The 20,167-nt window shown below is 67.0% G+C and carries 23 protein-coding genes and 1 pseudogene; 16 read left to right on the top strand and 8 right to left on the bottom strand.

Features of this window, described 5'->3' with window-relative positions:
• Positions 1 to 174: 174 nt before the first annotated feature.
• Complete coding sequence (locus tag ACQPW1_RS06755) at positions 175 to 879, bottom strand: enoyl-CoA hydratase-related protein (protein WP_433661877.1); 705 nt, start codon at positions 877 to 879, stop codon at positions 175 to 177.
• A 127-nt stretch (positions 880 to 1,006) separates the two neighbouring features.
• On the opposite strand from ACQPW1_RS06755, the gene ACQPW1_RS06750 reads away from it, so the two are divergent.
• The 3 genes from ACQPW1_RS06750 to ACQPW1_RS06740 are packed head-to-tail and all read left to right on the top strand — an operon-like array spanning position 1,007 to position 3,529.
• On the top strand, positions 1,007 to 1,786 hold the full coding sequence (locus tag ACQPW1_RS06750; protein WP_433661876.1) for a purine-nucleoside phosphorylase: 780 nt from the start codon (positions 1,007 to 1,009) through the stop codon (positions 1,784 to 1,786).
• A complete protein-coding gene (locus tag ACQPW1_RS06745) occupies positions 1,787 to 3,283 on the top strand; it encodes a phospho-sugar mutase (protein WP_433661875.1) in 1,497 nt (498 codons plus the stop codon).
• A 21-nt stretch (positions 3,284 to 3,304) separates the two neighbouring features.
• Entirely contained in the window at positions 3,305 to 3,529 is a 225-nt protein-coding gene (locus tag ACQPW1_RS06740) for a hypothetical protein (protein WP_433661874.1), read from the top strand.
• A 23-nt stretch (positions 3,530 to 3,552) separates the two neighbouring features.
• Here ACQPW1_RS06740 and upp read toward each other — a convergent pair whose 3' ends face one another.
• Complete coding sequence (gene upp, locus ACQPW1_RS06735; protein ID WP_433661873.1) at positions 3,553 to 4,176, bottom strand: uracil phosphoribosyltransferase; 624 nt, start codon at positions 4,174 to 4,176, stop codon at positions 3,553 to 3,555.
• Positions 4,177 to 4,322: 146 nt separating this feature from the next.
• Here upp and ACQPW1_RS06730 point away from each other — a divergent pair, with 146 nt between their 5' ends.
• From ACQPW1_RS06730 to ACQPW1_RS06710, 5 genes are all read left to right on the top strand, one after another.
• The gene (locus ACQPW1_RS06730; protein WP_433661872.1) at positions 4,323 to 4,646 is read left to right on the top strand and encodes a hypothetical protein; all 324 of its coding nucleotides are present in this window, start codon (positions 4,323 to 4,325) and stop codon (positions 4,644 to 4,646) included.
• A gap of 4 nt (positions 4,647 to 4,650) precedes the next feature.
• Positions 4,651 to 5,784, top strand: a complete 1,134-nt coding sequence (locus tag ACQPW1_RS06725; RefSeq protein WP_433661871.1) for an NlpC/P60 family protein — start codon at positions 4,651 to 4,653, stop codon at positions 5,782 to 5,784.
• Between the two features lie 73 nt (positions 5,785 to 5,857).
• Positions 5,858 to 6,208, top strand: coding sequence for a hypothetical protein (locus ACQPW1_RS06720; RefSeq protein ID WP_150404301.1), 351 nt, complete (start codon positions 5,858 to 5,860; stop codon positions 6,206 to 6,208).
• A gap of 76 nt (positions 6,209 to 6,284) precedes the next feature.
• Positions 6,285 to 6,632, top strand: coding sequence for a YbaB/EbfC family nucleoid-associated protein (locus tag ACQPW1_RS06715; RefSeq protein WP_433661870.1), 348 nt, complete (start codon positions 6,285 to 6,287; stop codon positions 6,630 to 6,632).
• A gap of 26 nt (positions 6,633 to 6,658) precedes the next feature.
• On the top strand, positions 6,659 to 7,912 hold the full coding sequence (locus tag ACQPW1_RS06710) for a primosomal protein (RefSeq protein WP_433661869.1): 1,254 nt from the start codon (positions 6,659 to 6,661) through the stop codon (positions 7,910 to 7,912).
• Positions 7,913 to 8,141: 229 nt separating this feature from the next.
• Here ACQPW1_RS06710 and ACQPW1_RS06705 read toward each other — a convergent pair whose 3' ends face one another.
• Positions 8,142 to 8,564, bottom strand: coding sequence for a hypothetical protein (locus tag ACQPW1_RS06705; RefSeq protein WP_433661868.1), 423 nt, complete (start codon positions 8,562 to 8,564; stop codon positions 8,142 to 8,144).
• A 62-nt stretch (positions 8,565 to 8,626) separates the two neighbouring features.
• Here ACQPW1_RS06705 and ACQPW1_RS06700 point away from each other — a divergent pair.
• A pseudogene (locus tag ACQPW1_RS06700) lies at positions 8,627 to 8,878 on the top strand (transposase); the annotation flags it as partial.
• Positions 8,770 to 9,858, top strand: coding sequence for an IS3 family transposase (locus tag ACQPW1_RS06695; protein ID WP_433653973.1), 1,089 nt, complete (start codon positions 8,770 to 8,772; stop codon positions 9,856 to 9,858). The pseudogene ACQPW1_RS06700 and the gene ACQPW1_RS06695, both read left to right, overlap by 109 nt.
• Here ACQPW1_RS06695 and ACQPW1_RS06690 read toward each other — a convergent pair.
• The 3 genes from ACQPW1_RS06690 to ACQPW1_RS06680 all read right to left on the bottom strand — a co-directional run bounded on the left by ACQPW1_RS06690 (position 9,819) and on the right by ACQPW1_RS06680 (position 14,076).
• Positions 9,819 to 10,121 (bottom strand): hypothetical protein, encoded by a 303-nt coding sequence (locus ACQPW1_RS06690; protein WP_433661867.1) that lies wholly within the window; start codon positions 10,119 to 10,121, stop codon positions 9,819 to 9,821. The genes ACQPW1_RS06695 and ACQPW1_RS06690 overlap by 40 nt on opposite strands.
• 653 nt (positions 10,122 to 10,774) lie before the next feature.
• Positions 10,775 to 11,872 (bottom strand): adenosine deaminase, encoded by a 1,098-nt coding sequence (locus ACQPW1_RS06685; RefSeq protein WP_433661866.1) that lies wholly within the window; start codon positions 11,870 to 11,872, stop codon positions 10,775 to 10,777.
• A 914-nt stretch (positions 11,873 to 12,786) separates the two neighbouring features.
• A complete protein-coding gene (locus tag ACQPW1_RS06680; RefSeq protein ID WP_433661865.1) occupies positions 12,787 to 14,076 on the bottom strand; it encodes a thymidine phosphorylase in 1,290 nt (429 codons plus the stop codon).
• A gap of 99 nt (positions 14,077 to 14,175) precedes the next feature.
• Between ACQPW1_RS06680 and ACQPW1_RS06675 the strand changes: the two genes are divergently transcribed.
• Positions 14,176 to 14,445 (top strand): hypothetical protein, encoded by a 270-nt coding sequence (locus ACQPW1_RS06675; RefSeq protein WP_433661864.1) that lies wholly within the window; start codon positions 14,176 to 14,178, stop codon positions 14,443 to 14,445.
• A 10-nt stretch (positions 14,446 to 14,455) separates the two neighbouring features.
• Positions 14,456 to 14,725: a hypothetical protein gene (locus ACQPW1_RS06670; RefSeq protein WP_433661863.1), complete on the top strand. Its 270-nt coding sequence runs from the start codon at positions 14,456 to 14,458 to the stop codon at positions 14,723 to 14,725.
• Positions 14,726 to 14,779: 54 nt separating this feature from the next.
• Here the strand turns inward: ACQPW1_RS06670 and ACQPW1_RS06665 are convergent, their stop codons facing one another.
• Positions 14,780 to 15,181 (bottom strand): cytidine deaminase, encoded by a 402-nt coding sequence (locus ACQPW1_RS06665; protein ID WP_433661862.1) that lies wholly within the window; start codon positions 15,179 to 15,181, stop codon positions 14,780 to 14,782.
• Between the two features lie 277 nt (positions 15,182 to 15,458).
• On the opposite strand from ACQPW1_RS06665, the gene sdhC reads away from it, so the two are divergent.
• From sdhC to ACQPW1_RS06645, 4 genes are all read left to right on the top strand, one after another.
• Positions 15,459 to 15,857 carry a succinate dehydrogenase, cytochrome b556 subunit gene (gene sdhC, locus ACQPW1_RS06660; protein WP_396965577.1) on the top strand — a complete coding sequence of 133 codons (399 nt, stop codon included), beginning with the start codon at positions 15,459 to 15,461 and terminating at the stop codon, positions 15,855 to 15,857.
• A gap of 2 nt (positions 15,858 to 15,859) precedes the next feature.
• Positions 15,860 to 16,342 (top strand): succinate dehydrogenase hydrophobic membrane anchor subunit, encoded by a 483-nt coding sequence (locus ACQPW1_RS06655; protein WP_433661861.1) that lies wholly within the window; start codon positions 15,860 to 15,862, stop codon positions 16,340 to 16,342.
• A gap of 107 nt (positions 16,343 to 16,449) precedes the next feature.
• Positions 16,450 to 18,201: a succinate dehydrogenase flavoprotein subunit gene (sdhA, locus tag ACQPW1_RS06650; RefSeq protein WP_433665170.1), complete on the top strand. Its 1,752-nt coding sequence runs from the start codon at positions 16,450 to 16,452 to the stop codon at positions 18,199 to 18,201.
• Positions 18,201 to 18,974, top strand: a complete 774-nt coding sequence (locus tag ACQPW1_RS06645; protein ID WP_433661860.1) for a succinate dehydrogenase iron-sulfur subunit — start codon at positions 18,201 to 18,203, stop codon at positions 18,972 to 18,974. Before sdhA ends, ACQPW1_RS06645 begins: the two co-directional genes overlap by 1 nt.
• Positions 18,975 to 19,046: 72 nt before the next feature.
• Here the strand turns inward: ACQPW1_RS06645 and ACQPW1_RS06640 are convergent, their stop codons facing one another.
• Complete coding sequence (locus tag ACQPW1_RS06640; RefSeq protein WP_433661859.1) at positions 19,047 to 20,138, bottom strand: DUF6545 domain-containing protein; 1,092 nt, start codon at positions 20,136 to 20,138, stop codon at positions 19,047 to 19,049.
• Positions 20,139 to 20,167: the final 29 nt, after the last annotated feature.

Here is a 20,167-nt window from a genome sequence, read left to right as displayed (position 1 = left end):
GCGCGGTGGTGGCATGGAACACAGTGTTGCACTCGGTCGCAAACCGAGCGCATCCCATATCCGTCCGGCGGATCATCGAACGCCGCTTTCTTGCGGCACTGTGGAAGGCATTCGCACTGCTCAGGGCAGGTATGTCACAGTGCCGCACGCGGTGTCGGCCGGATTACCGAGGAATTACCCCGTGGCGAAAGCGAGGTTCTCCGGGGTGGTCTGCACGGCGAGACCGGCGAGCGCGTTGGCGTGCAGCGCGCGCTTGATCACCGGCAGGTTCGGCTTGCGGTTGCTCGCCAATGCCGCGGCCTTGGCCACCGCGGTCGCCAGCAACGACTCCGCGTCGGCCTTGCCGTCGACGATGCCCGCGGCGATCGCCTCGTCGGCCGGGTAGCGGTGGCCGGTGGTCATCGCCTGCACGCAGACCTGGTTGGACAGCCGCTCGGTGAGCAGCGCGTTCATGCCCACGGTGAACGGCATGCCGAGGTGCACCTCGGGCAGGCAGTAGAAGCCACGGTCGGCGCGCATCACCCGGAAGTCGTGCGAGGTGGCCAGCATGGCGCCCGCCCCGAAGGCGTGGCCGTTGATCGCGGCGATGGTCGGCATCGAGAACTGCAGCAGCCGGGTGTAGAGCGAGTGCACGCGGTCCAGGTAGCCGTGCGACTTGTCCAGGTTGCCGAACAGCCAGTCGGTATCGAGGCCGTTGCTGTAGAACTTGCCGGTCGCCACGGTGACCAGCGCGGCGGGTCCCTCGGAGCCCTCGACCTTGTCGAGCACACCGTGGAACTCGTCGATCCAATCCGGGTGGAAGCGGTTCTCGCTATCCGTCTGTCCCTCGTTCCCGAGGTAGACGACGAACACATCCCCATCACGTTCCAGATACGGCATGTGTGCAGAATATCCGGCGTGTTGCGGTACCCCTACTCGTGGGTAGCAATTCCGCGCCGGGGTGTCGCAACTTCCGCGCAACCGACACGCGGCACCCCAGGCGCGGCAATCCAATACAGTGATCTACATGCTTGCCGAACAGGCCGCCGAGGCGATCGCCGAACGTACTGGAGTGCCGCGTCACCGGGTTGCGGTGGTGCTCGGCTCGGGCTGGCAGGAGGCGGCCGCGGAGATCGGTACGCCGGTCGCGTCGGTGCCGATGCCGGAGCTGCCCGGGTTCGGGACGCCGAGCGCGCAGGGCCACGGCGGCATGGTCCACTCGATCACCGTCGAGGACACGCCCGCGCTGCTGCTGATGGGCCGCCAGCATCTGTACGAGGGCTACCAGCCCACCGATGTGGTGCACCCGGTCGCCGCGGCCATCGCGGCGGGCGCCGAGATCGTGCTGCTCACCAATGCCGCGGGCGGTATCCGCGAAGGACTTCGCGTCGGCGAGCCGGTGCTGATCAACGACCACCTGAACCTCACCGGCCGCACCCCGCTGACCGGTGCCACCTTCGTCGACCTGGTCGATGCCTGGGATCCCGAATTGCGGGCCCTGGCAAAGGAAATCGACCCGAGCCTGACCGAGGGCGTGTACGCGGGCCTGACCGGTCCGCAGTACGAGACCCCGGCCGAGATCCGGATGCTGCGCACCATGGGCGCCGACCTGGTCGGCATGTCGACGGTGCTGGAGGCGATCGCCTGCCGCGCGCTCGGCGCACGGGTGCTCGGCATCTCGCTGGTCACCAATCTGGCCGCGGGCGTCACCGGCGGCCATCTCTCGCATGCCGAGGTGATCGCCGAAGGTAAGGCCGCCGCACCACGATTGGGCAAGCTGCTGCGCGGCGTGCTGGAACGGGTGTAGATGCTGCGCTTCGGCACCGCCGGTCTGCGTGGACCGCTGCAGGACGGTCCGGACGGCATGAACGTGACGACGGTGACCAGGGCCACCGCCGGCATCGTCGAATGGCTGCGCGGGCGGTGCCTCGGTGGTGGCGCGGTGATCGTCGGCCGCGACGCCCGGCACGGGTCCGCCGAATTCGCCACCGTGACGGCGGAAATCTTTGCCGCGGCGGGCTTTCCGGTGACGTTGCTGCCAAGGCCGCTGCCGACGCCGGTGGTCGCGTACGCGGTCCGTGCGCTCGGCGCGGTGGCGGGCGTACAGATCACCGCCTCGCACAATCCGGCTGCCGACAACGGTTACAAGGTCTACCTCGACGGCGGCTCGCAGCTGCTGGCTCCCGCCGACACCGAGATCGAGCGTTGCATCGACGCGGTCACCGAACCCGTCGATCGCGCTCCGGTCGAACCGGTGGACGACGACTTGGTGCAGCGTTATCTGAATCGGGTGTCGTCGCTGCCCTCGGTGATCGGCGGCGCAGGCGCGCGGGCCGCGATCCGGATCGCGCTGACACCACTGCACGGCGTCGGCGGCGACCTGGTGGTGAAGGCTCTTGCCGCTGCGGGATTCACCGACGTGCACGTGGTCGAGGAGCAGTTCGAACCCGACCCCGACTTCCCCACCGTCGCGTTCCCGAACCCGGAGGAGCCGGGCGCGACCGATCTGCTGCTGGCCCTGGCCACCCGGATCGGCGCCGACGTGGCGATCGCACTCGACCCCGACGCCGACCGCTGCGCGGTGGGAATTCCGTTGCCGGACAACACCTGGCGAATGCTGCGCGGCGACGAGACCGGCGTGCTGCTCGGCGACTGCGTGCTGCGCACCGCACCGCAGGACGCGCTGGTGGCCACCACGATCGTGTCGTCGCGGCTGCTGTCCAAGCTCGCCCCCGCCCGCGGCGCCCGCTACGCGGAAACCCTCACCGGCTTCAAATGGCTGGCCCGCGCCGGTGACGGCCTGGTCTACGCCTATGAGGAGGCGATCGGGCACTGCGTCGACCCGGCCATGGTCCGCGACAAGGACGGCATCTCGGCCGCCGTGCTGGCCGCCGACCTGGTCGCCCGGCTGAAGTCGGCGGGCTGCACCCTGACCGACCAACTCGACGACTACGCGGTCGAATTCGGCCTGCACGCCACCGATCAGGTGTCGCTGCGGCTGGATTCGGCGGCCGCCGCCGCGGACGTGGTCGCCCGGCTGCGTGCGAATCCACCGGACGAGATCGCGGGCGAGCCGGTCAAGTACACCGACCAGCTCCAGGTGCGCGGCCGCATGCGCACCGACGCACTGATTTTCGAGGGCGCCACCTCGCGCATCGTCGTCCGGCCGTCCGGTACCGAGCCGAAACTCAAGTGCTATCTAGAGGTGCTCACACCGGTCTCGGCCCCCGCCGAGCTACCCGCCGCCAGGACAACTGCGGGACAACACCTTTCCGCATTACGCGATTACTGCCAGGGGCTCTGAACACCCAGGCATCATCAGATAATGACGGCGATGCACTGTACCCACTGCGGCAGCGAGGGCCTGCTGCCCGGCTATATCGAAGACTCCGGCGACAGTTCACGCGGCCATGCCCGCTGGGTCGAGGGTCCGTTGGAACTCGGCTTCTGGGGCGCGAAACGGACCGGGCGCACGCACTGGCTGGTCGACGCCTATCGATGCGAGGAATGCTCGCACCTGGAGCTGTTCACCCGGTCGAAAGACGGCTGAACAGCGGCGAGCCGGGTGGCCGCCTAGCGCGGACCGAACTGACGATCGCCCGCGTCGCCGAGACCGGGGACGATGTAGGCCTTCTCGTTCAGGCCCGCGTCGACGGCGGCGGTGACCAGGCGCACCGGGTGGCCTGAATCAGACAGTGCCGCAACGCCTTCCGGTGCGGCCACGACGCACACCGCGGTGATATCGGTGGCGCCGCGGGCGACCAGGAGCTCGAGGGTGTGCCGCATCGAGCCGCCGGTGGCCAGCATCGGGTCCAGCACGTAGACCGGAAGACCGGCCAGGTCGTCGGGCAGCGATTCCATGTACGGAACCGGCTGGTGGGTTTCCTCGTCGCGGGCGATGCCGACAAAGCCGATCCTGGCATCGGGGATCAGCTCGGCGGCCACGTCGACCATGCCGAGGCCCGCGCGCAGAACCGGCACGAGCAGCGGCGGTTGCGCCAGTCGCGCGCCCTCGGTCACGGCCACCGGGGTGGTGATCTCGAAGCGCTGCATCGGCGCCTCGCGCAGTGCTTCGAAGATGAGAATCCGGGTGAGATCGCGCAGCGCCGCGCGGAAGGCGGAGTTGTCCGTTCGCTCGTCTCGCATCGTGGTCAACAGGGCGGCGGCGAGCGGATGGTCCACGGTGTGAGTACGCATGAGGGAACGATAAAGTGAGCGTGGGCCCGCCGTTGACGCTCCACCCGAAAGTTTTTTCGCATCGACGGGAACCGAACGGGAAGAGGGCGCGTCGAAGCAAGTGAATGACGTACTCTGCCTGGGAACAACAGATGGGGGAAGCTCTGATGCGGAAGATGTCGGCGGACACCGAGGGCATCGCAGCCTATGGCGCGACCGCCCATGTGATGGCCGGGGAAATGGCTACGGCCGGGGCGAGCGCGGTCGCGGCCGAGCCCGCACTGCTCGGCCCGATCATGGGGTTGATCGGGGGCGATTTCATGGCCGCGTACGCCGCCGCGCACGCGGGCCACGTCGCCTCGATCGGGGAGCTGTCGGCGGTGCTGACCAGCATGGGTGGCGCGGCCACCGGGGCGGCGACGGTGCTCACCGAGACCGACGCGATCCACGCGGGAACGCTGCAGAGCGCGGCCACCGAATTGAACGGGTGAGCCTGTGATCGATATCAACGCACTGGCCAAGCCCATTTTCGACCTGCTCACCAGCTTCGGCTCGGGCGTGCTGCCGACCGGCGGCCCCTCCGACGCGCTGCGCAGTACGTCCAACGTCGTCGACCAGATCCACCAGATGGGTCGCGACAGCATCAACGGCATGAACACCGCGTGGGACGGCCGGGCCGCCGACGCCGCCACCTCCAAGGCGCTGCGGGTGCAGACCTCCGCGGCCACCATTTCCGACCGTGGCAACGATATGGCAACCGTGGTGAACCAGGCCGCTGCCGAGGTCGAATCGGGCCAGAAAGACCTCGCGGGCATCGCCCAGTCGTTCGTGAACACCGCGGCGAGCGCGGGCCCCGCACTGGCCACGCCCGCGGGCATGACGATGATCGTCGGCTCCGCGATCGACCACCTCGGCCAGGCGCTCAATGTGGTCGGCCGGGTGCGCAACGAACTCGACACGCACACCGCCTCGATGAACGATCTCACCCCGGCGCCGCCGACGACCTCGCTGGCCGGTACGCCCGCGACCACCACCGCCGGTGTGCAGCAGTTGGCGTCGACCGCGACCAGCGCGCTCAGCGGTGCCGGTTCGATGGCGAGCAGCCTGATGAGCACCGCGATGTCCACCGTCCCGGCGGCGACCGCGTCGGTGCCGCACACCACCTCCGGCACCCCGAGCTCGCCGAACGCGACCAAGCCGAACACCGGCTCGTCGGGCATGCCGAGCGACGGCAAGGGCGTGAAGATCACGCTGCCCGACGGCAGCACGGTGGAGGCGCCGAACGAGAAGGCGGCCACCGCGGTTCGTTCGGCGATCGGCGCGGTCGGCACCCCGTACGTCTGGGGCGGCAACACGCCGGGCGCCGGGCTGGACTGCAGCGGCCTGACCAAATTCGCCTACGGTGAGGCGGGCGTCGACCTGCCGCGGCTGGCCGCCGATCAGGCGACCGGTACCTCGGTCTCCCCCGGCGATCTCATGCCCGGCGATCTGGCCATCTGGGACGGCCATGTCGCCATGGTGATCGGCAACGGACAATTCGTCGAGGCCGGCGACCCGGTCCAGATCAGCTCGATTCGAACGGAGAACTCAGGGATGGGCTTCCACGGCTTCTATAGGCCGACGTCATGAGCGAGCGCAGCGAGCGAAACAACGGCACAGCGACGCCCGTCATGACGGAGCCGAGCGTTAGCGAGGCGCAGTCATGACTAACCCGCAGCAACCGACGGTTCCCAACGTCACGGTCGCGGGCAGCACGAACCGATCGGGCACCATCTCGGTGCGGGCCACCGATCAGGGCATGCCGGTGGAAATCAAGTTCGAGCGCAGCGAATACCGTTACGGCGCACAGAGTCTCGCGAACGAAATCCTGCGGCTCACCAAGCGCTCCACCGTCGCCGCGAAGGCGCGTCGGCGTGAGCTGCTGGCCGAGGCGGGCATGCCCGCCGACATCCTGGACCGGCTCGGCCTACCCACCCGCCAGGCGGCGGTAGACGAGCTCGACCGGATCGATGACGCGGACACGGGACCGACGACCTGGATGAGGCCGGTATGAGCGAGCGGAGCGAGCGAACAATGAACGCAGCCGCCCCAGCGGTCATGCCGGAGCCGAGCGTCAGCGAGGCGCAGGCATGAGCGCTGAGATGGACGCTCTCGTCGCCAACGCGACGCAGAAGCTGGAGGCACTCGAGGCCGCGCTGTACGGCCTCAAGCAGGTGCGCGGGCGCCACACCACCGAGGACGGCACGGTCACCGTCGAGGTCGACAGCGACGGCGCGCTCGTCGCGCTGAGCCTCGCGGAGACGGTCACCTCGCTGCCGCCCGCCGAGGTCGGACCGCTGATCGTCTGGGCCTGCAGGCAGGCCGCCGAGGACGCGGGCAACCAGCGCTCGAAGGTCGTTGCGACACTGAACGAGTCATTCGTTCCCGGGGTGAACGACGCCCAGGGAACCGTTGGGGGCGGGCCGGATAGTGCCTGACGCGGAAGGTCGATAGGCTTCCGCTCATGGCTTCTGGAGACATCGTCCCGATCGAGCTCGGCCTGACCGACGGCGATCTCGTCACCCTGTGGGCACCGCGCTGGCGAGACGGTGACGACGAGTGGGAGGCGTTCCTCGGACACGAGGACTCCCTCTACGGCTTCGAGACCGTTGCTGAGCTGGCCGCGTTCATCCGGACCAACTCCGACAACGACCTCGTCGAGCATCCGGCATGGAAGGTCGTCGCCGGGCTGTCGGCGGTCGAACTGGAGCCGGAGGAGAACTTCTCCTTCGATCTGGTCGCGGTGCCCGAGCTGGCCGCCGGTGAACCCGACGTGGACACCATCGCCGAGCTCGAGGACACCCTCGGCATGGTCCGCAACATCGGCGAGGTGTGCGAACTGGAGACGGTGACCAAGTTCTTCGGGTCGCATCCGGTGCTCGGCGCGCTGCCCAGCGGGATCAGCGCGTTCGTCGGGCGCGACGGCGAGGATCTCTGGGACCAGATCGGCGCCGCCATCGCCAAGGGCTGGGACAGCGTCCTCGACGCCATCGACTCCGTCGTGCAGACCCCCGAGGTCGACGCGGAAGCCGTCGCCGTCGCCGAGGCCGAGCTGCTGGCCGCCGAGGAGAACGTGGTCGACGCCGACGACGCCGCGGACAACGAGGAAGACGAGTTCGAACCCGTCGACCTCGACGCGGACGACGAGGATGAAGAAGACGAAGAGGACGAGTCGTTCTGGCACGAGGTCGGCATCGACCCGGTCAAGATCATCGCCTCCGACGGCACCTACTTCACGCTGCGCTGCTACCTCGACGACGAGCCGATCTTCCTCGGCTCCGACAACACCATCACGGTGTTCACCTCCGAGCGCGCACTCGCCAGGTACCTGGCCGACGACCACGAGCACGACCTCTCCCGGGTCAGCACCTTCGCCGATGTGCAGACCGCCGCGGTAGACGGTTCGCTCGAGGTCGAGGTCACGGACGAGAACGTCTACGTGCTCCCCGGCCTCGCCGACGACCTGTCCGAAGGACCGGAAGCGGTCGACATCGAACAGCTCGACCTCGCGGTCGAACTGTTCACCGACGCGTCCGACTACGCGGGCGACGACACCGTGGAACAGGCACTGGCCCAGTCGAATCCGCTCGGCTGGTACATCTCGTACCTGCTCAACCCGGACCCGAGCCGGATGGCACCCAACCCGCCGTTCACGGCGGAGGCGCAGTCGTGGCGGGACCTGGAGCGCAACTTCGAAGCCCGCCTCAACCAGCAGTAGGCTCCCCCGCCTCTCCGCGTATTCAGGCCAGACTGAGTGCCGCGATAGTGGCGTTGGCGACTGGCGGTTGCGGAATTGGTTGGGTTGGCTCGTGCCCGGCGAGTTACCCATGTGCTCACGAGATCAGGTGGCACGCTGGGTATCCGCTGTTCACTGAGTGACAGGTCGCCGGGTCGCTTCAGATAGCTGCGGTCGTATCGAGCGGCGGAGTCACCTCGAGCCGCCGTAGCTACTTCAGGCGGATCCAGATCTGTTCGGCGCGGCCGAGCAGGCGGTTGTCGGAGCCGTAGACGGCGGTGGACGAGAACGACTTTCGGCCTTGTTCGCCGTGGTTCTCGCCGACGACCACGCACTGTTCGCCGACCTCGGGGAGGTCGTGCACGGCGGCGGTCATCGAGCCGAGGAGGGCGGGGCGGTCGAACATGTTGGGGAGCGACCAGCCACCGGGGCAGTCCATCGCGGCCCACAGCACGGCGGGGCCGAGTGGGAGCGAGTCGTCGGGGATCCACGGCGCGGCCACGCGACCGTCGCCCACCGCACCCGCCTCGATGCGCAGCCCGTCCGTGCGGCCGCTGCCGCAGACGAAGCAGGATGCGAACATCTCGTTGCTCTGATAGGAACTCGCCGCAGTCGTCGCGGTTGCGAACGGCACGGATTGAGGCTCCCCCCAAGCAGTGGACACCGATTTAGCGGGATCGCGGTCCTGCTGGAAGGATGTCCAGTATGTCATCGTCTCGGAAGCGCCGGTCGTTCACGGCCGAGTACCGGGTCGAGGCCGCGCATCGGGTGATCGATTCCGGTCGCACGATCGCCGCGGTGGCTGGCGAGTTGGGTTTGCATGAAAGCCTTCTCGCTAAATGGGTCCAAGACGAACGCCGCCGGATAGCGGCGGCCGAGGTACACGGCGAGCAGCCGTTGAGCCCGGCCGAGCGGGCAGAGTTGCTCCGGTTACGCAAGCAGGTCAGCGAGCTGGAGAAAGACGTCAGTTTCCTAAAAAAAGCGAGCGCGTACTTCGCGGCGATGCAGCAGAACCGGCCCGGTTCGAGCTGATGGCAGCGCAGTGCGCCGCCACCGAAATCAACGGCAGCACAGCCGATATCACGCGCATGGCGCGGTTGTTGAGTGTATCGACCTCAGGGTTCTACGCGTACCTGAAGCGGAAGACGGCCCCTGTGTTGACCGATCGGCAGCAGCGGCGCGCCGACTTGACGGTGAAGATCCTTGCCGTCCATAAAGACTCCGATGGGACCTACGGGGCTCCGCGGATCACCGCCGAGCTGCGCGATCGCGGTGATCGGGTGTCGGAGAAGACGGTCGCGGCGATCATGGCCGAGATCGGGCTGGCCGGGATCAGCCCGCGCACCTTCAAGGTGCGGACCACGATCGTGGACCCGACCGCGTCGTTCCCGGACGACCTGGTGCAACGTCTTTTCGACCAGGGCCGTGTAGACGCAGTCTGGGTTTCCGACATCACCTATCTGACTTGCGGTGAAGGCGATATGTACCTGTGCGCGATCAAGGACGAGCATTCCAAGAAGGTGCTCGGCTGGACCGTGGCCGATCACATGCGGACCGAGATGGTCACCGACGCCGTGGACCGGGCGGTAGCGGCGCGTGGCGGGTCGTGTGCGGGCACGGTTCTGCATTCGGACCGAGGTAGCCAGTACACCGCCAACGACATGGCTGCCGCCTGCGATCGGCACGGTCTGCGCCGATCCATGGGATCGACCGGAATATGCTGGGACAATGCCGGCGCGGAAAGCCTGTGGTCGACATTCAAACACGAATACTACTATCGACACACCTTCGCCACCAAAGCGGAACTCGTTGCAGCAGTTGACAAATGGATGAATTTCTACAACAGTAGAAGACGCCACTCCACGATCGGGATGCTCAGCCCCGACAATTATGAGCGGTCACTCCTCGCGGCCACTTCGGCCGCATAACCCCCCGTCCACCATTTGGGGGGAACCTCAGATTGTGGTGCGTCCCGGTCGAATTCGCCTACGCGGGATTCGGCGACCAGAGTGTCGCCGTCATACAGGCTGCCTGCCCGCATCTCGAGCGGTGTGTCCAGCGGTGTCGGGCTGCGCAGGATCACAGTGACGGCGGCGTCCCCGTGATGCTCCGCGAGCAAGCCGCCGACATAGCCGCCGTTACCCGAGCCGGGCGGACCGTTGAACCGACTGGGGATTTGCAATGTCGCCATGCTTAGCCACGCTAGCGACCGACATCCGAGCGCTCTCAGCCCGCCCCACGCCTCAAGGCCACGACTCAAGGCCACGCCCCACGCCCCACGCCTCGCGGCCCACGCCTCGCAGCCCACGCCGCACGCTCCGCGCCTCGCGGCCCTCACGCCTCACGACTCGCGACTCGCGGCTCACGCCTCGCGGCTCACGCCTCGCAGCTCACGCCGCACGCGTCACGTCTCGCGGCCCCACGTCTCACGGCCCCCACATCTCACGACTCACGCCCACGCCTCACGACTCGCGGCTCAGGCCCCACGTCTCGCGTCTCACGGCTCACGCCCCGCGTCTCGCGTCTCATGTCTCGCGCCCCACGCCCCACGCCTCACGCCCCGCGGCCCACGTCTCGCGCCTCGTGGCCCACGACTCGCGCCTCGTGGCCCACGACTCGTGGCTCGTGGCTCGTGGCTCGTGATCGCGCGATTCGCCTGGCTTGCCTCCCAGTGAAGGCCATCGTCCGCCGCGCCCGCCACACCACGTACCGGTCGGCGCCGGACTGACGACCAACCGGGAACTGGTCGCGGCGTGCCCGAATGCGCGCCACCACCAGTCCCCCTTGGCCAACTCACCGGTCCCGCTGGCTGCGGGACGGCTTCGGACCTGTTGCTGCTCTTCGTTATCCGAGCAGCACCGCGTAGCCGGGCTTGATGATGTTGTCGATGATGCGCAGCCGCTCCGGGAACGGGATGAACGCCGACTTCATCGCGTTGATGGTGAAGCGCTCCAGGTCGCTCCAGCCGTAGCCGAACGTGTCGGCGAGCTTGAGCATTTCCTGGCTCATGCTGGTGTCGCTCATCAGCCGGTTGTCGGTGTTGACCGTGACGCGGAAGCGGAGCCGGGCCAGCAGGTCGAACGGGTGCTTGTCCAGCGAGGGCACCGCACCGGTCTGCACATTCGAGGACGGACAGAGCTCGAGCGGAATGCGCATGTCGCGCACGTAATTCGCGACGAGCCCGAGGCGCGCGTCCTCGATCGCGCCGGGCACGCTGATGTCGTCGGTGATCCGCACGCCGTGGCCGAGTCGGTCGCAGCCGCAGAAGGCCAGCGCCTCGTGGATCGACGGCAGGCCGAACGCCTCGCCCGCGTGAATCGTGAAGTGCGCGCTGTTGGCTCGCATGTATTCGAACGCGTCCAGGTGCCTGCTGGGCGGGTACCCGGCTTCGGCGCCCGCGATGTCGAAGCCGCCGACGCCGCGATCGCGGAAGCGCACGGTGAGCTCCGCGATCTCGCGGGAGCGGGCCGCGTGCCGCATGGCGGTGAGCAGGCAGGTGACCACGATCGGGCGTCCTGCCGCCGCGGCCGCGGCCTCACCTTCACGGAAACCGGCCAGGGTGTGCTCGACGACCTCGTCGAGGGTCAGTCCGCGTTCCAGGTGCTGCTCGGGGGCGAAGCGCACCTCGGCGTACACCACGCCGTCGGCGGACAGGTCCTCCGCGCATTCGCGGGCGACCCGGCGCAGGCCCTCCGGCGTCTGCATGACGGCCACGGTGTGCGCGAAGGTTTCCAGATACAGTTCCAGCGATCCACTGTCGGCCGCGTCCCGGAACCAGGCGGCCAGTGCCGCCTCGTCGTTGGCGGGTAGGTCCTCGTAGCCGCACTCGGCGGCCAGCTCCAGCACCGTCGCGGGCCGTAGACCACCGTCGAGGTGGTCGTGCAGCAGCGCTTTTGGCGCCTGTCGGATCGAGGCAAGGGTCAATGCGGTCGGTCCAGTCATGTAACGACGGTAGCCGCACCGCGCCCGAACGGCACCCGACTGCCGAAGTGGCAACCATCTCGTTGCCCAGCCACCCCGCCCCAGCCCACACCCGGACACCAAGCACCTCCACCGAATACGGACCCCACCAGCCCCAACCCCGAATCTGTGCGATCTCGAACACACCAGCCGCCACACACCCGACCAGCAGAGAATTCTGCGCACCCATCCCAATCCACACGCACCTCCACCCTGGTGCCGCGCATCGCAACTCGAACTCGACGCCCGTTGCGCATCGTGGTCTCCCGCACAGCGATGAGCTGCCGATTCCGTGCGCCCCACACCAATTCGCATGCGCCGCCGCGGTTGCCGCCTCGCATCGGAAGTCGAACGCGACGCACAACTCGCCACGCGACGCGCTCACCATGGAGCCCCGCGCACTGATCAGTCGGCAATCCTCTGCGCTCCACACCAATTCGCGCGCCGCACCGCATCGGCCTCGCATCAAGGCGTCGGACCCGACCCCGTGCTCGTCACACGATGCGCGCATCGTTGCCTCTTGCGCACCGATCAGTCGACAATTCCGTGCGCCCCATACTGATTCGTGCGCGCCTCTGCCCTGACGACCTCACGTCGGAACTCGGACTCGACCGACGGCTCGTCACACGATGCGCAGGTCACGGCCTTCCTCGCACCGATCAGGCGACGATTCCGTGCGCCCAAATCAATTCACATGTGGCAGCACCTAGCAGCCACGGACGTGCACGCAGGACTTGTGCTCAGCCGCACCTATTCACGCTGGAGCTTCATGATTAACGGCGCATGGCCGCGGTAACTCGCGAGGTAGGGCCACCATCATGTGCCGTTGATCGCGATGGCGGCGCATTACAGCAGATTGTTGCGCGGCAAGCTAATTCGATTGCCAGGCCGATGGGTCAGGCTTCAATGCGGCCGAGCACGATTGGGGTGGTGGGCTTTTCGTTGGACTCGCCTATCGCGAAGGCATCGAGCAATGCGGCTCGAGCACCTGCGAATGCGTCCGGGGTGTCGGTGTGCAAAGTAAGCAGGGGTTGGCCTGCGGTCACGGAATCGCCTGGCTTGGCGTGCAATTCGATTCCGGCACCGGCCTGAACCGGGTCGCCTTGACGGGCCCGGCCCGCGCCGAGACGCCAGGCGGCGATGCCTACTCCCATCGCGTCGAGGCGGGTCAGTACGCCGTCGCGTTCGGCCCGCACGATCTCGGTGTGCTTCGCCGTCGGCAGCGATGCGTCCGGGTCGCCACCTTGCGCGCGGACCATCGCGCGCCACTGGTCCATCGCCCTGCCGTCGGCGAGCACGTCGGCGGGATCGATGTCGAGGCCGGCCAGGGCGACCATCTCGCGGGCGAGGGTGACGGTGAGCTCCACGATGTCGGCGGGTCCGCCACCGGCGAGCACCTCGACCGACTCGGTGACTTCGAGGGCGTTGCCCGCGGTGCGGCCGAGCGGGGTGTCCATCGCGGTCAGCAGCGCCACCGTCCGCACCCCGGCGTCGGTGCCCAGTTCCACCATGGCCGTTGCCAATTCGCGGGCACCGTCGAGGGTCTTCAGGAATGCGCCCGCGCCGACTTTCACATCCAGCACCAGCGCCGCGGTGCCCTCGGCGATCTTCTTGCTCATGATCGAGCTGGCGATCAGCGGGATGGATTCGACCGTGCCGGTGACGTCGCGCAGCGCGTAGAGCCGTTTATCGGCCGGTGCGAGATCGGCGCCCGCCGCGCACACCACCGCGCCGATCGCGGGATCGGCCAGGATCTCGCGCATCCGCGGCACCGAAACGTCAGCCTGCCAACCCGGAATGGCCTCCAGCTTGTCGAGCGTGCCGCCGGTGTGCCCGAGCCCGCGCCCGGACAGCTGCGGGACCGCGGCACCACACGCGGCGACCAACGGCGCCAAGGGCAGCGTGATCTTGTCCCCCACCCCACCGGTCGAATGCTTGTCCACGGTCGGACGCGGCAGATCGGTGAAGTCCATCCGGCTACCCGACGCGATCATCGCGTTGGTCCACCGCGCCGTCTCCCGCCGCGTCATCCCGCGCCACACGATCGCCATCGCCAGCGCCGACATCTGCTCGTCGGCCACCGCCCCTCGGGTGAATCCATCGACCACCCAGTCGATCTGCGCGTCCGACAGCTCGCCGCCGTCCCGCTTGGTCGTGATGATCGAAACCGCGTCCAGTGCCGTCACATTCGCCAGTCTGGCACGAGATCGAAGTCAAGTCTGGTTCTTGTCGGTGGGGCCCGATAGCCTCTCCACATCAATCGTTCGAGGGGCTAGGGGGCAGCAATGACATCGATACACATCGACCGCCGCGTGACGAAGCTCGAAACCCGCGTTACCGATGTCGAGGAGCATTACAGCGAGTCTCAGCTCGAGTTGACGCGGCGAGTCACCGGACTCGAGATAATCGGTGGTCAACTGATCGACGGCGTGAACCAGTTGGGACGAGGCATGGCGTTGATCCTGGAACGGCTAGAGATTCCCTCGATCGAGTTCCCCACGCTCACCCGCGCCACCGAAGCCGAGATCGGCGCGGCTCTCGACGCGGACTGCTGAGGGGCCGACGATGAGATCCGCACCCATCGACCGCCGCATCAGCATGCTCGAAACACGGGTCATCGACGTCGAAGACACCCACAGCGAGACGCTCTACAAACTCACCCGAGGCGACGCCAGATGCCGGATCGAGACCGGCCAACTGATCGACGGCGTGAACCAGTTAGGACGAGGCATCGCCTTGCTCATGGAACGGCTAGAGGTTCCCCCGATCGAGTTCCCGATGCTCGCCCGCGCCACCGAGGCCGAGATCGACGCGGCACTCGACGCCGACTGCTGAAGGCTGCGCCGGATGTCGGCGACCACGAAGCGCCACCGACCCTCCCCGCGACGCTCACACCTGTCCGGCACCCAAGTCGTCCGGGCCGAAGGCATCCGGCAGCAAGGCACTTAGCGGAACGGGCCCGTCTTTGTGGTCGACCAGGAGGTCGGGCCCACCGTGTTCGTAGAGCAGTTGTCGGCATCGCCCACAGGGCATGAGGATTTCGCCGCGGGAATCGGTGACCGAGATGGCCAGCAGGCGCCCGCCCCCATCGGAATGCAAGTTACCGATGAGTACACATTCGGCGCACAGGCCCAAACCATATGAGACATTTTCCACATTGCACCCCCGCACAATTCGGCCGTCGGTGCTGAGTGCCGCCGCGCCGACCGGAAACCGCGAGTACGGCGCATAGGCATTGCGCATGACTTGAATCGCGTTGTCGTGCAGGGATTTCCAGTCGATTTGCGACATCGGGAACCTCTTCTGGAACGAGCTGAACTTGGCCGCGCGAGGCCCTCGAAGGAACCCTTCACGTATCAAGAAAGGCAAACCTAACCCGCCAGACTGTAGCGCAACGCACGGCACGCCGAATTAGTTCCGGCAAACCTAGAGGATTAGAGTCCAGAACAGATCGGTTCAGGTTCCCGGCAGCGGGCCGCAGCGCAGCCACCTGGGCATTTGCGCCCAACGCAGCCGGCCTCGGATCAATGAACCGGGTCCATCAACGACGTTGGAGGCACCGCACTCTATGACCACGATAGAAGCTCCGGCCCAGCCGAAGCGGAAGACGCTGTACCGAGGCGACCCCGGGATGTGGTCCTGGGCGCTGCACCGGATCACCGGTGTCACCATCTTCTTCTTCCTCTTCGTGCACGTCTTGGATACCGCGCTGGTCCGGGTCAGCCCGGACACCTACAACCGGGCGATCGAGACCTACAAGAGCCCCATCGTCGCGCTGATGGAGATGGGCCTCGTTGTCTGCGTGCTCTTCCACGCGCTCAACGGCGTCCGCGTGATCCTGGTCGACTTCTGGGCCAAGGGCCCGAAGTACCAGCGCCTGATGCTGTGGATCATTCTCACGATCTGGTTCCTGCTGGCCGTACCCGCGATCGGGCGCCAGTTCTTCTACCTGTTCACGGAGCACTGAAAATGACAGCATTGCAGAGCAATTCCGTGGGGGGCGGCGGTCGGGCGGCGGGTGGGCCTGCACCCGTCCTCGGTAAGTCCTACGACCGGCCCGCGAGCCTGGACAACCCGCGCTCGCCGCGCATGCGCGCGAACAGCAACTTCGAGAAGTACGCATGGCTGTTCATGCGCGCCTCCGGTCTGCTGCTGATCGTGCTGGTCCTCGGCCACATGTCGATCATGCTGCTGCTCGACGGCGGCGTGAAGCGCCTCAACTTCGGCTTCGTCGCGGGCCGCTGGGCCAGCCCGTTCTGGCAGCTGTGGGACCTGTCCATGCTCTGGTTGGCCCAGCTGCACGGCGGCAACGGCCTGCGCACGGTGATCGCGGACTACTCCCGCAAGGACTCGACTCGATTCTGGCTGAACACGCTGCTGGCCATCTCGATGATCCTGATCCTCGCCGTCGGCACCTACGTCATTTTCACCTTCGACCCCAACATCAGTTAGGAACAGGTCAACTCGATGAGTGAGCGCAGCGAACGAATCAACGACACAGCGTGCGTCGCGCATGCCGGAGCCGAGCGCAGCGAGGCGCAGGCATGAGTGACTCGCGGATTCAGGAGCATCGCTACGACGTCGTGATCGTCGGTGCCGGTGGCGCCGGCATGCGCGCGGCGATCGAGGCCGGGCCCCGGGCGCGTACCGCCGTGCTGACCAAGCTGTACCCGACCCGCAGCCACACCGGCGCGGCGCAGGGTGGCATGTGCGCCGCACTGGCGAACGTCGAAGAAGACAACTGGGAATGGCACACCTTCGACACCGTCAAGGGTGGCGACTACCTGGTCGACCAGGATGCCGCGGAGATCATGGCCAAGGAGGCCATCGACGCGGTGATGGACCTGGAGAAGATGGGTCTGCCGTTCAACCGGACGCCCGAGGGCAAGATCGACCAGCGCCGCTTCGGCGGGCACACCCGCGACCACGGCAAGGCGCCGGTGCGCCGCGCCTGTTACGCCGCCGACCGCACCGGTCACATGATCCTGCAGACGCTGTACCAGAACTGCGTCAAGCACGACGTGGAGTTCTACAACGAGTTCTACGTGCTCGACCTGGTGATGAGCGAGACCGACCGCGGCCAGGTCGCGACCGGTGTCGTCGCCTACGAGCTGGCCACCGGCGACATCCACGTCTTCCACGCGAAGTCGATCGTGTTCGCCACCGGCGGCTCGGGCCGGATGTACAAGACGACCTCGAACGCGCACACGCTGACCGGTGACGGCATGGCGATCGTGTTCCGCAAGGGTCTGCCGCTGGAGGACATGGAGTTCCACCAGTTCCATCCGACAGGTCTCGCGGGTCTCGGCATCCTCATCTCGGAGGCCGTCCGCGGCGAGGGTGGCATCCTGCGCAACGCCAGCGGCGAGCGGTTCATGGAGCGCTACGCGCCGACCATCAAGGACCTCGCACCGCGTGACATCGTCGCCCGCTCGATGGTGCTCGAGGTGCTCGAGGGTCGCGGCGCCGGACCGAACAAGGACTACGTCTACATCGACGTGACCCACCTCGGCGCGGACGTGCTCGAGGAGAAGCTGCCCGACATCACCGAATTCGCCCGCACCTACCTGGGTGTGGACCCGGTGACCGAGCTGGTCCCGGTCATGCCGACCTGTCACTACGTGATGGGCGGTATCCCGACCAAGATCCGCGGCGAGGTGCTGCGCAACAACACCGACGTGGTGCCCGGTCTCTACGCCGCGGGCGAATGCGCCTGCGTCTCGGTGCACGGCTCCAACCGTCTCGGCACCAACTCGCTGCTCGACATCAACGTGTTCGGCCGCCGCGCGGGCATCGCCGCCGCGGAGTACGCGCACCGCACCGAGTTCGTGGAGATGCCGGAGACCCCGGCGCGGATGGTGCAGGACTGGCTCGAGCTGATCCTGTCCGACCACGGCAACGAGCGGGTCGCCGACATCCGCACCGAACTGCAGTACACGATGGATATGAACGCCGCCGTGTTCCGCACCGAGGACACCCTCAAGCAAGCCCTCACCGATATCCACGTGCTCAAGGAGCGCTACAGCCGGATCACGGTGCAGGACAAGGGCAAGCGCTACAACAGCGACCTGCTCGAGGCCGTCGAGCTCGGCTTCTTGCTCGAGCTGGCCGAAGTCACCGTCGTCGGTGCGCTGAACCGGAAGGAATCGCGCGGCGGCCACGCCCGCGAGGACTACCCGGACCGCGACGACGTGAACTTCATGCGGCACACGATGGCCTACAAGGAGAGCCCGGATCTCATCTCGGATATCCGCCTCGACTTCAAGCCGGTGGTGCAGACCCGTTACGAGCCGATGGAGCGTAAGTACTGATGACTGCCGTACTCGAGAAGACACCCCCCGCCAAGCCGGCGCCCGTCCCCGAGGGCTCGGTCATGGTCACCGTCAAGGTCGCCCGCTTCAATCCGGAGGACGACAAGGGCGCGCACTGGGAGTCGTTCCAGGTGCCGGTCCTGACGACGGACCGTTTCCTCAACGTGCTCATCTACATCAAGTCCTACTTGGACGGCACGCTCACCTTCCGGCGCTCCTGTGCGCACGGTGTGTGTGGCTCCGACGCCATGCGGATCAACGGGGTGAACCGGCTGGCCTGCAAGGTGCTGATGAAGGACATGCTGCCCAAGGGCGACAAGTCCATCACGATCACCGTCGAGCCGATCCGCGGCCTGCCCGTGGAGAAGGACCTCGTGGTGAACATGGAGCCGTTCTTCGACGCGTTCCGTGCGGTGAAGCCCTACCTGATGACCTCGGGTAACGAGCCCACCCGCGAACGCATCCAGAGCCAGGCCGACCGTGCGCGCTTCGACGACACCACCAAGTGCATCCTGTGCGCCTGCTGCACCACCTCCTGCCCCGTGTACTGGAGCGACGGCAGCTACTTCGGCCCGGCCGCGATCGTGAACGCGCACCGCTTCATCTTCGACAGCCGTGACGAAGGCGCCCGCGAACGCCTCGACATCCTCAACGACGTCGAAGGTGTCTGGCGCTGCCGCACCACCTTCAACTGCACCGACGCCTGCCCCCGCGGCATCGAGGTCACCAAGGCCATCCAGGAAGTCAAGCGCGCCCTCCTCTTCGCCCGCTGACCTCCCCCCCCCCCCCCCCCCGGTTGCACACAAAGGCCGCCTCCATCGAAAGATGAAGGCGGCCTTTGTCTTTCATTTCAGTGCAGTGAACGTTTCGGACGCGACGGTGGCGCGAGCGCGAGGCCATTCGCGGGACAGGGCCAGGAGGTTGTGTAGTTCGCCGGCGCGGTTGTCGGCGGGGAGATGGATGGTGGCGGACGGCGGGTGGGTCGGGACACCGTGCCGCCGGAGGTGGGCGGCGGCGGCGATCCGGAGAGCGTAGCGGCTGATGTTGTCGGGACGGATCGCACTGTCGTCGGGCATGAACTGCTTCAAATGGACTAGTGCGTCGCGGATTTCGACGGTCATCCGATACAGCCGGGAGCTCGAATCACGCGGGTGGTCGGCGGGCAGCACAACCTCGGGCACGACTGCGGTGAGGTCGTGCCACAGCGGATGCAGACGGCGGCACTGGCTGCCTTCCAGATCCAGCCGCGCGCGTACCAGCAATGCCTCGAGCAAAGGGACCGCTATCAGCACGACGAACAGCGAACCGGCCACATCGGACGCGACAGCCATGACGGTCGCTGAATTCCCAGGCGTGCTGCCGATCGAGTTCGTGATGAAGTTGTAGGTCGAGGAGACAATGATGTAGCAGCCGAGGACGAGCAGGGCCGAGTAAGTCAACCTTTCCCTGGCTGCCCGGACCCCGCCGCGCAGTTCACCCAGACTTGCTCGCGCCAAGAGAAATCCGGTCCAGATCACGAACGGCAAGACGGCTCCCCAGAGAATCGTCTCCCAGTCGATCGCCCGGCTCAGCGGCAGTCCGCACTCGTCGGCGATCGTGAAAAGCCCGACGACCACACCGAATGACGCGGCGCGACCGTCGCTTCTCCGCTGGCGTTGTGCCGCAGGCAGTGGGTTCGCGCCGTCCAGTAAGCGCGCGAAGCCCAGGTATTTCGACACCGCCAGCACACTGGCACCGAGGAACAGTCGCCGCCCGAGATCGGGATGGCCGAGACCCGCGCAGCAGACGAACGCGAGGCGGGCACCGTTGTCCCAGGCCAGGGCATGGTTTATCAGGCGGTCGGTGACGCTCTCGTTGACGAGCAGCCAGTGGCCGACGGAGATGAGACCGACGAGCACGACGAACGCCACGATGAGCAGCGGTGGCTCGGAGACCATGACACTGACCATAGGGTTCGGGTCAGGCC

Source organism: Nocardia sp. CA-128927 (genome assembly GCF_050955855.1).
Classification (GTDB): domain Bacteria; phylum Actinomycetota; class Actinomycetes; order Mycobacteriales; family Mycobacteriaceae; genus Nocardia.
Note: the sequence above shows the minus strand (reverse complement) of the source record. Positions and strands in the feature narration are given on the sequence as shown.

Coding starts and splice junctions, on each gene's coding strand:
- ACQPW1_RS06755 (WP_433661877.1), bottom strand. CDS start 879: ATGCCGTATCTGGAACGTGATGGGGATGTGTTCGTCGTCTACCTCGGG.
- ACQPW1_RS06750 (WP_433661876.1), top strand. CDS start 1,007: ATGCTTGCCGAACAGGCCGCCGAGGCGATCGCCGAACGTACTGGAGTG.
- ACQPW1_RS06745 (WP_433661875.1), top strand. CDS start 1,787: ATGCTGCGCTTCGGCACCGCCGGTCTGCGTGGACCGCTGCAGGACGGT.
- ACQPW1_RS06740 (WP_433661874.1), top strand. CDS start 3,305: ATGACGGCGATGCACTGTACCCACTGCGGCAGCGAGGGCCTGCTGCCC.
- upp (WP_433661873.1), bottom strand. CDS start 4,176: ATGCGTACTCACACCGTGGACCATCCGCTCGCCGCCGCCCTGTTGACC.
- ACQPW1_RS06730 (WP_433661872.1), top strand. CDS start 4,323: ATGCGGAAGATGTCGGCGGACACCGAGGGCATCGCAGCCTATGGCGCG.
- ACQPW1_RS06720 (WP_150404301.1), top strand. CDS start 5,858: ATGACTAACCCGCAGCAACCGACGGTTCCCAACGTCACGGTCGCGGGC.
- ACQPW1_RS06715 (WP_433661870.1), top strand. CDS start 6,285: ATGAGCGCTGAGATGGACGCTCTCGTCGCCAACGCGACGCAGAAGCTG.
- ACQPW1_RS06710 (WP_433661869.1), top strand. CDS start 6,659: ATGGCTTCTGGAGACATCGTCCCGATCGAGCTCGGCCTGACCGACGGC.
- ACQPW1_RS06695 (WP_433653973.1), top strand. CDS start 8,770: ATGGGTCCAAGACGAACGCCGCCGGATAGCGGCGGCCGAGGTACACGG.
- ACQPW1_RS06690 (WP_433661867.1), bottom strand. CDS start 10,121: ATGGCGACATTGCAAATCCCCAGTCGGTTCAACGGTCCGCCCGGCTCG.
- ACQPW1_RS06685 (WP_433661866.1), bottom strand. CDS start 11,872: ATGACTGGACCGACCGCATTGACCCTTGCCTCGATCCGACAGGCGCCA.
- ACQPW1_RS06675 (WP_433661864.1), top strand. CDS start 14,176: ATGACATCGATACACATCGACCGCCGCGTGACGAAGCTCGAAACCCGC.
- ACQPW1_RS06670 (WP_433661863.1), top strand. CDS start 14,456: ATGAGATCCGCACCCATCGACCGCCGCATCAGCATGCTCGAAACACGG.
- ACQPW1_RS06665 (WP_433661862.1), bottom strand. CDS start 15,181: ATGTCGCAAATCGACTGGAAATCCCTGCACGACAACGCGATTCAAGTC.
- sdhC (WP_396965577.1), top strand. CDS start 15,459: ATGACCACGATAGAAGCTCCGGCCCAGCCGAAGCGGAAGACGCTGTAC.
- ACQPW1_RS06655 (WP_433661861.1), top strand. CDS start 15,860: ATGACAGCATTGCAGAGCAATTCCGTGGGGGGCGGCGGTCGGGCGGCG.
- ACQPW1_RS06645 (WP_433661860.1), top strand. CDS start 18,201: ATGACTGCCGTACTCGAGAAGACACCCCCCGCCAAGCCGGCGCCCGTC.
- ACQPW1_RS06640 (WP_433661859.1), bottom strand. CDS start 20,138: ATGGTCTCCGAGCCACCGCTGCTCATCGTGGCGTTCGTCGTGCTCGTC.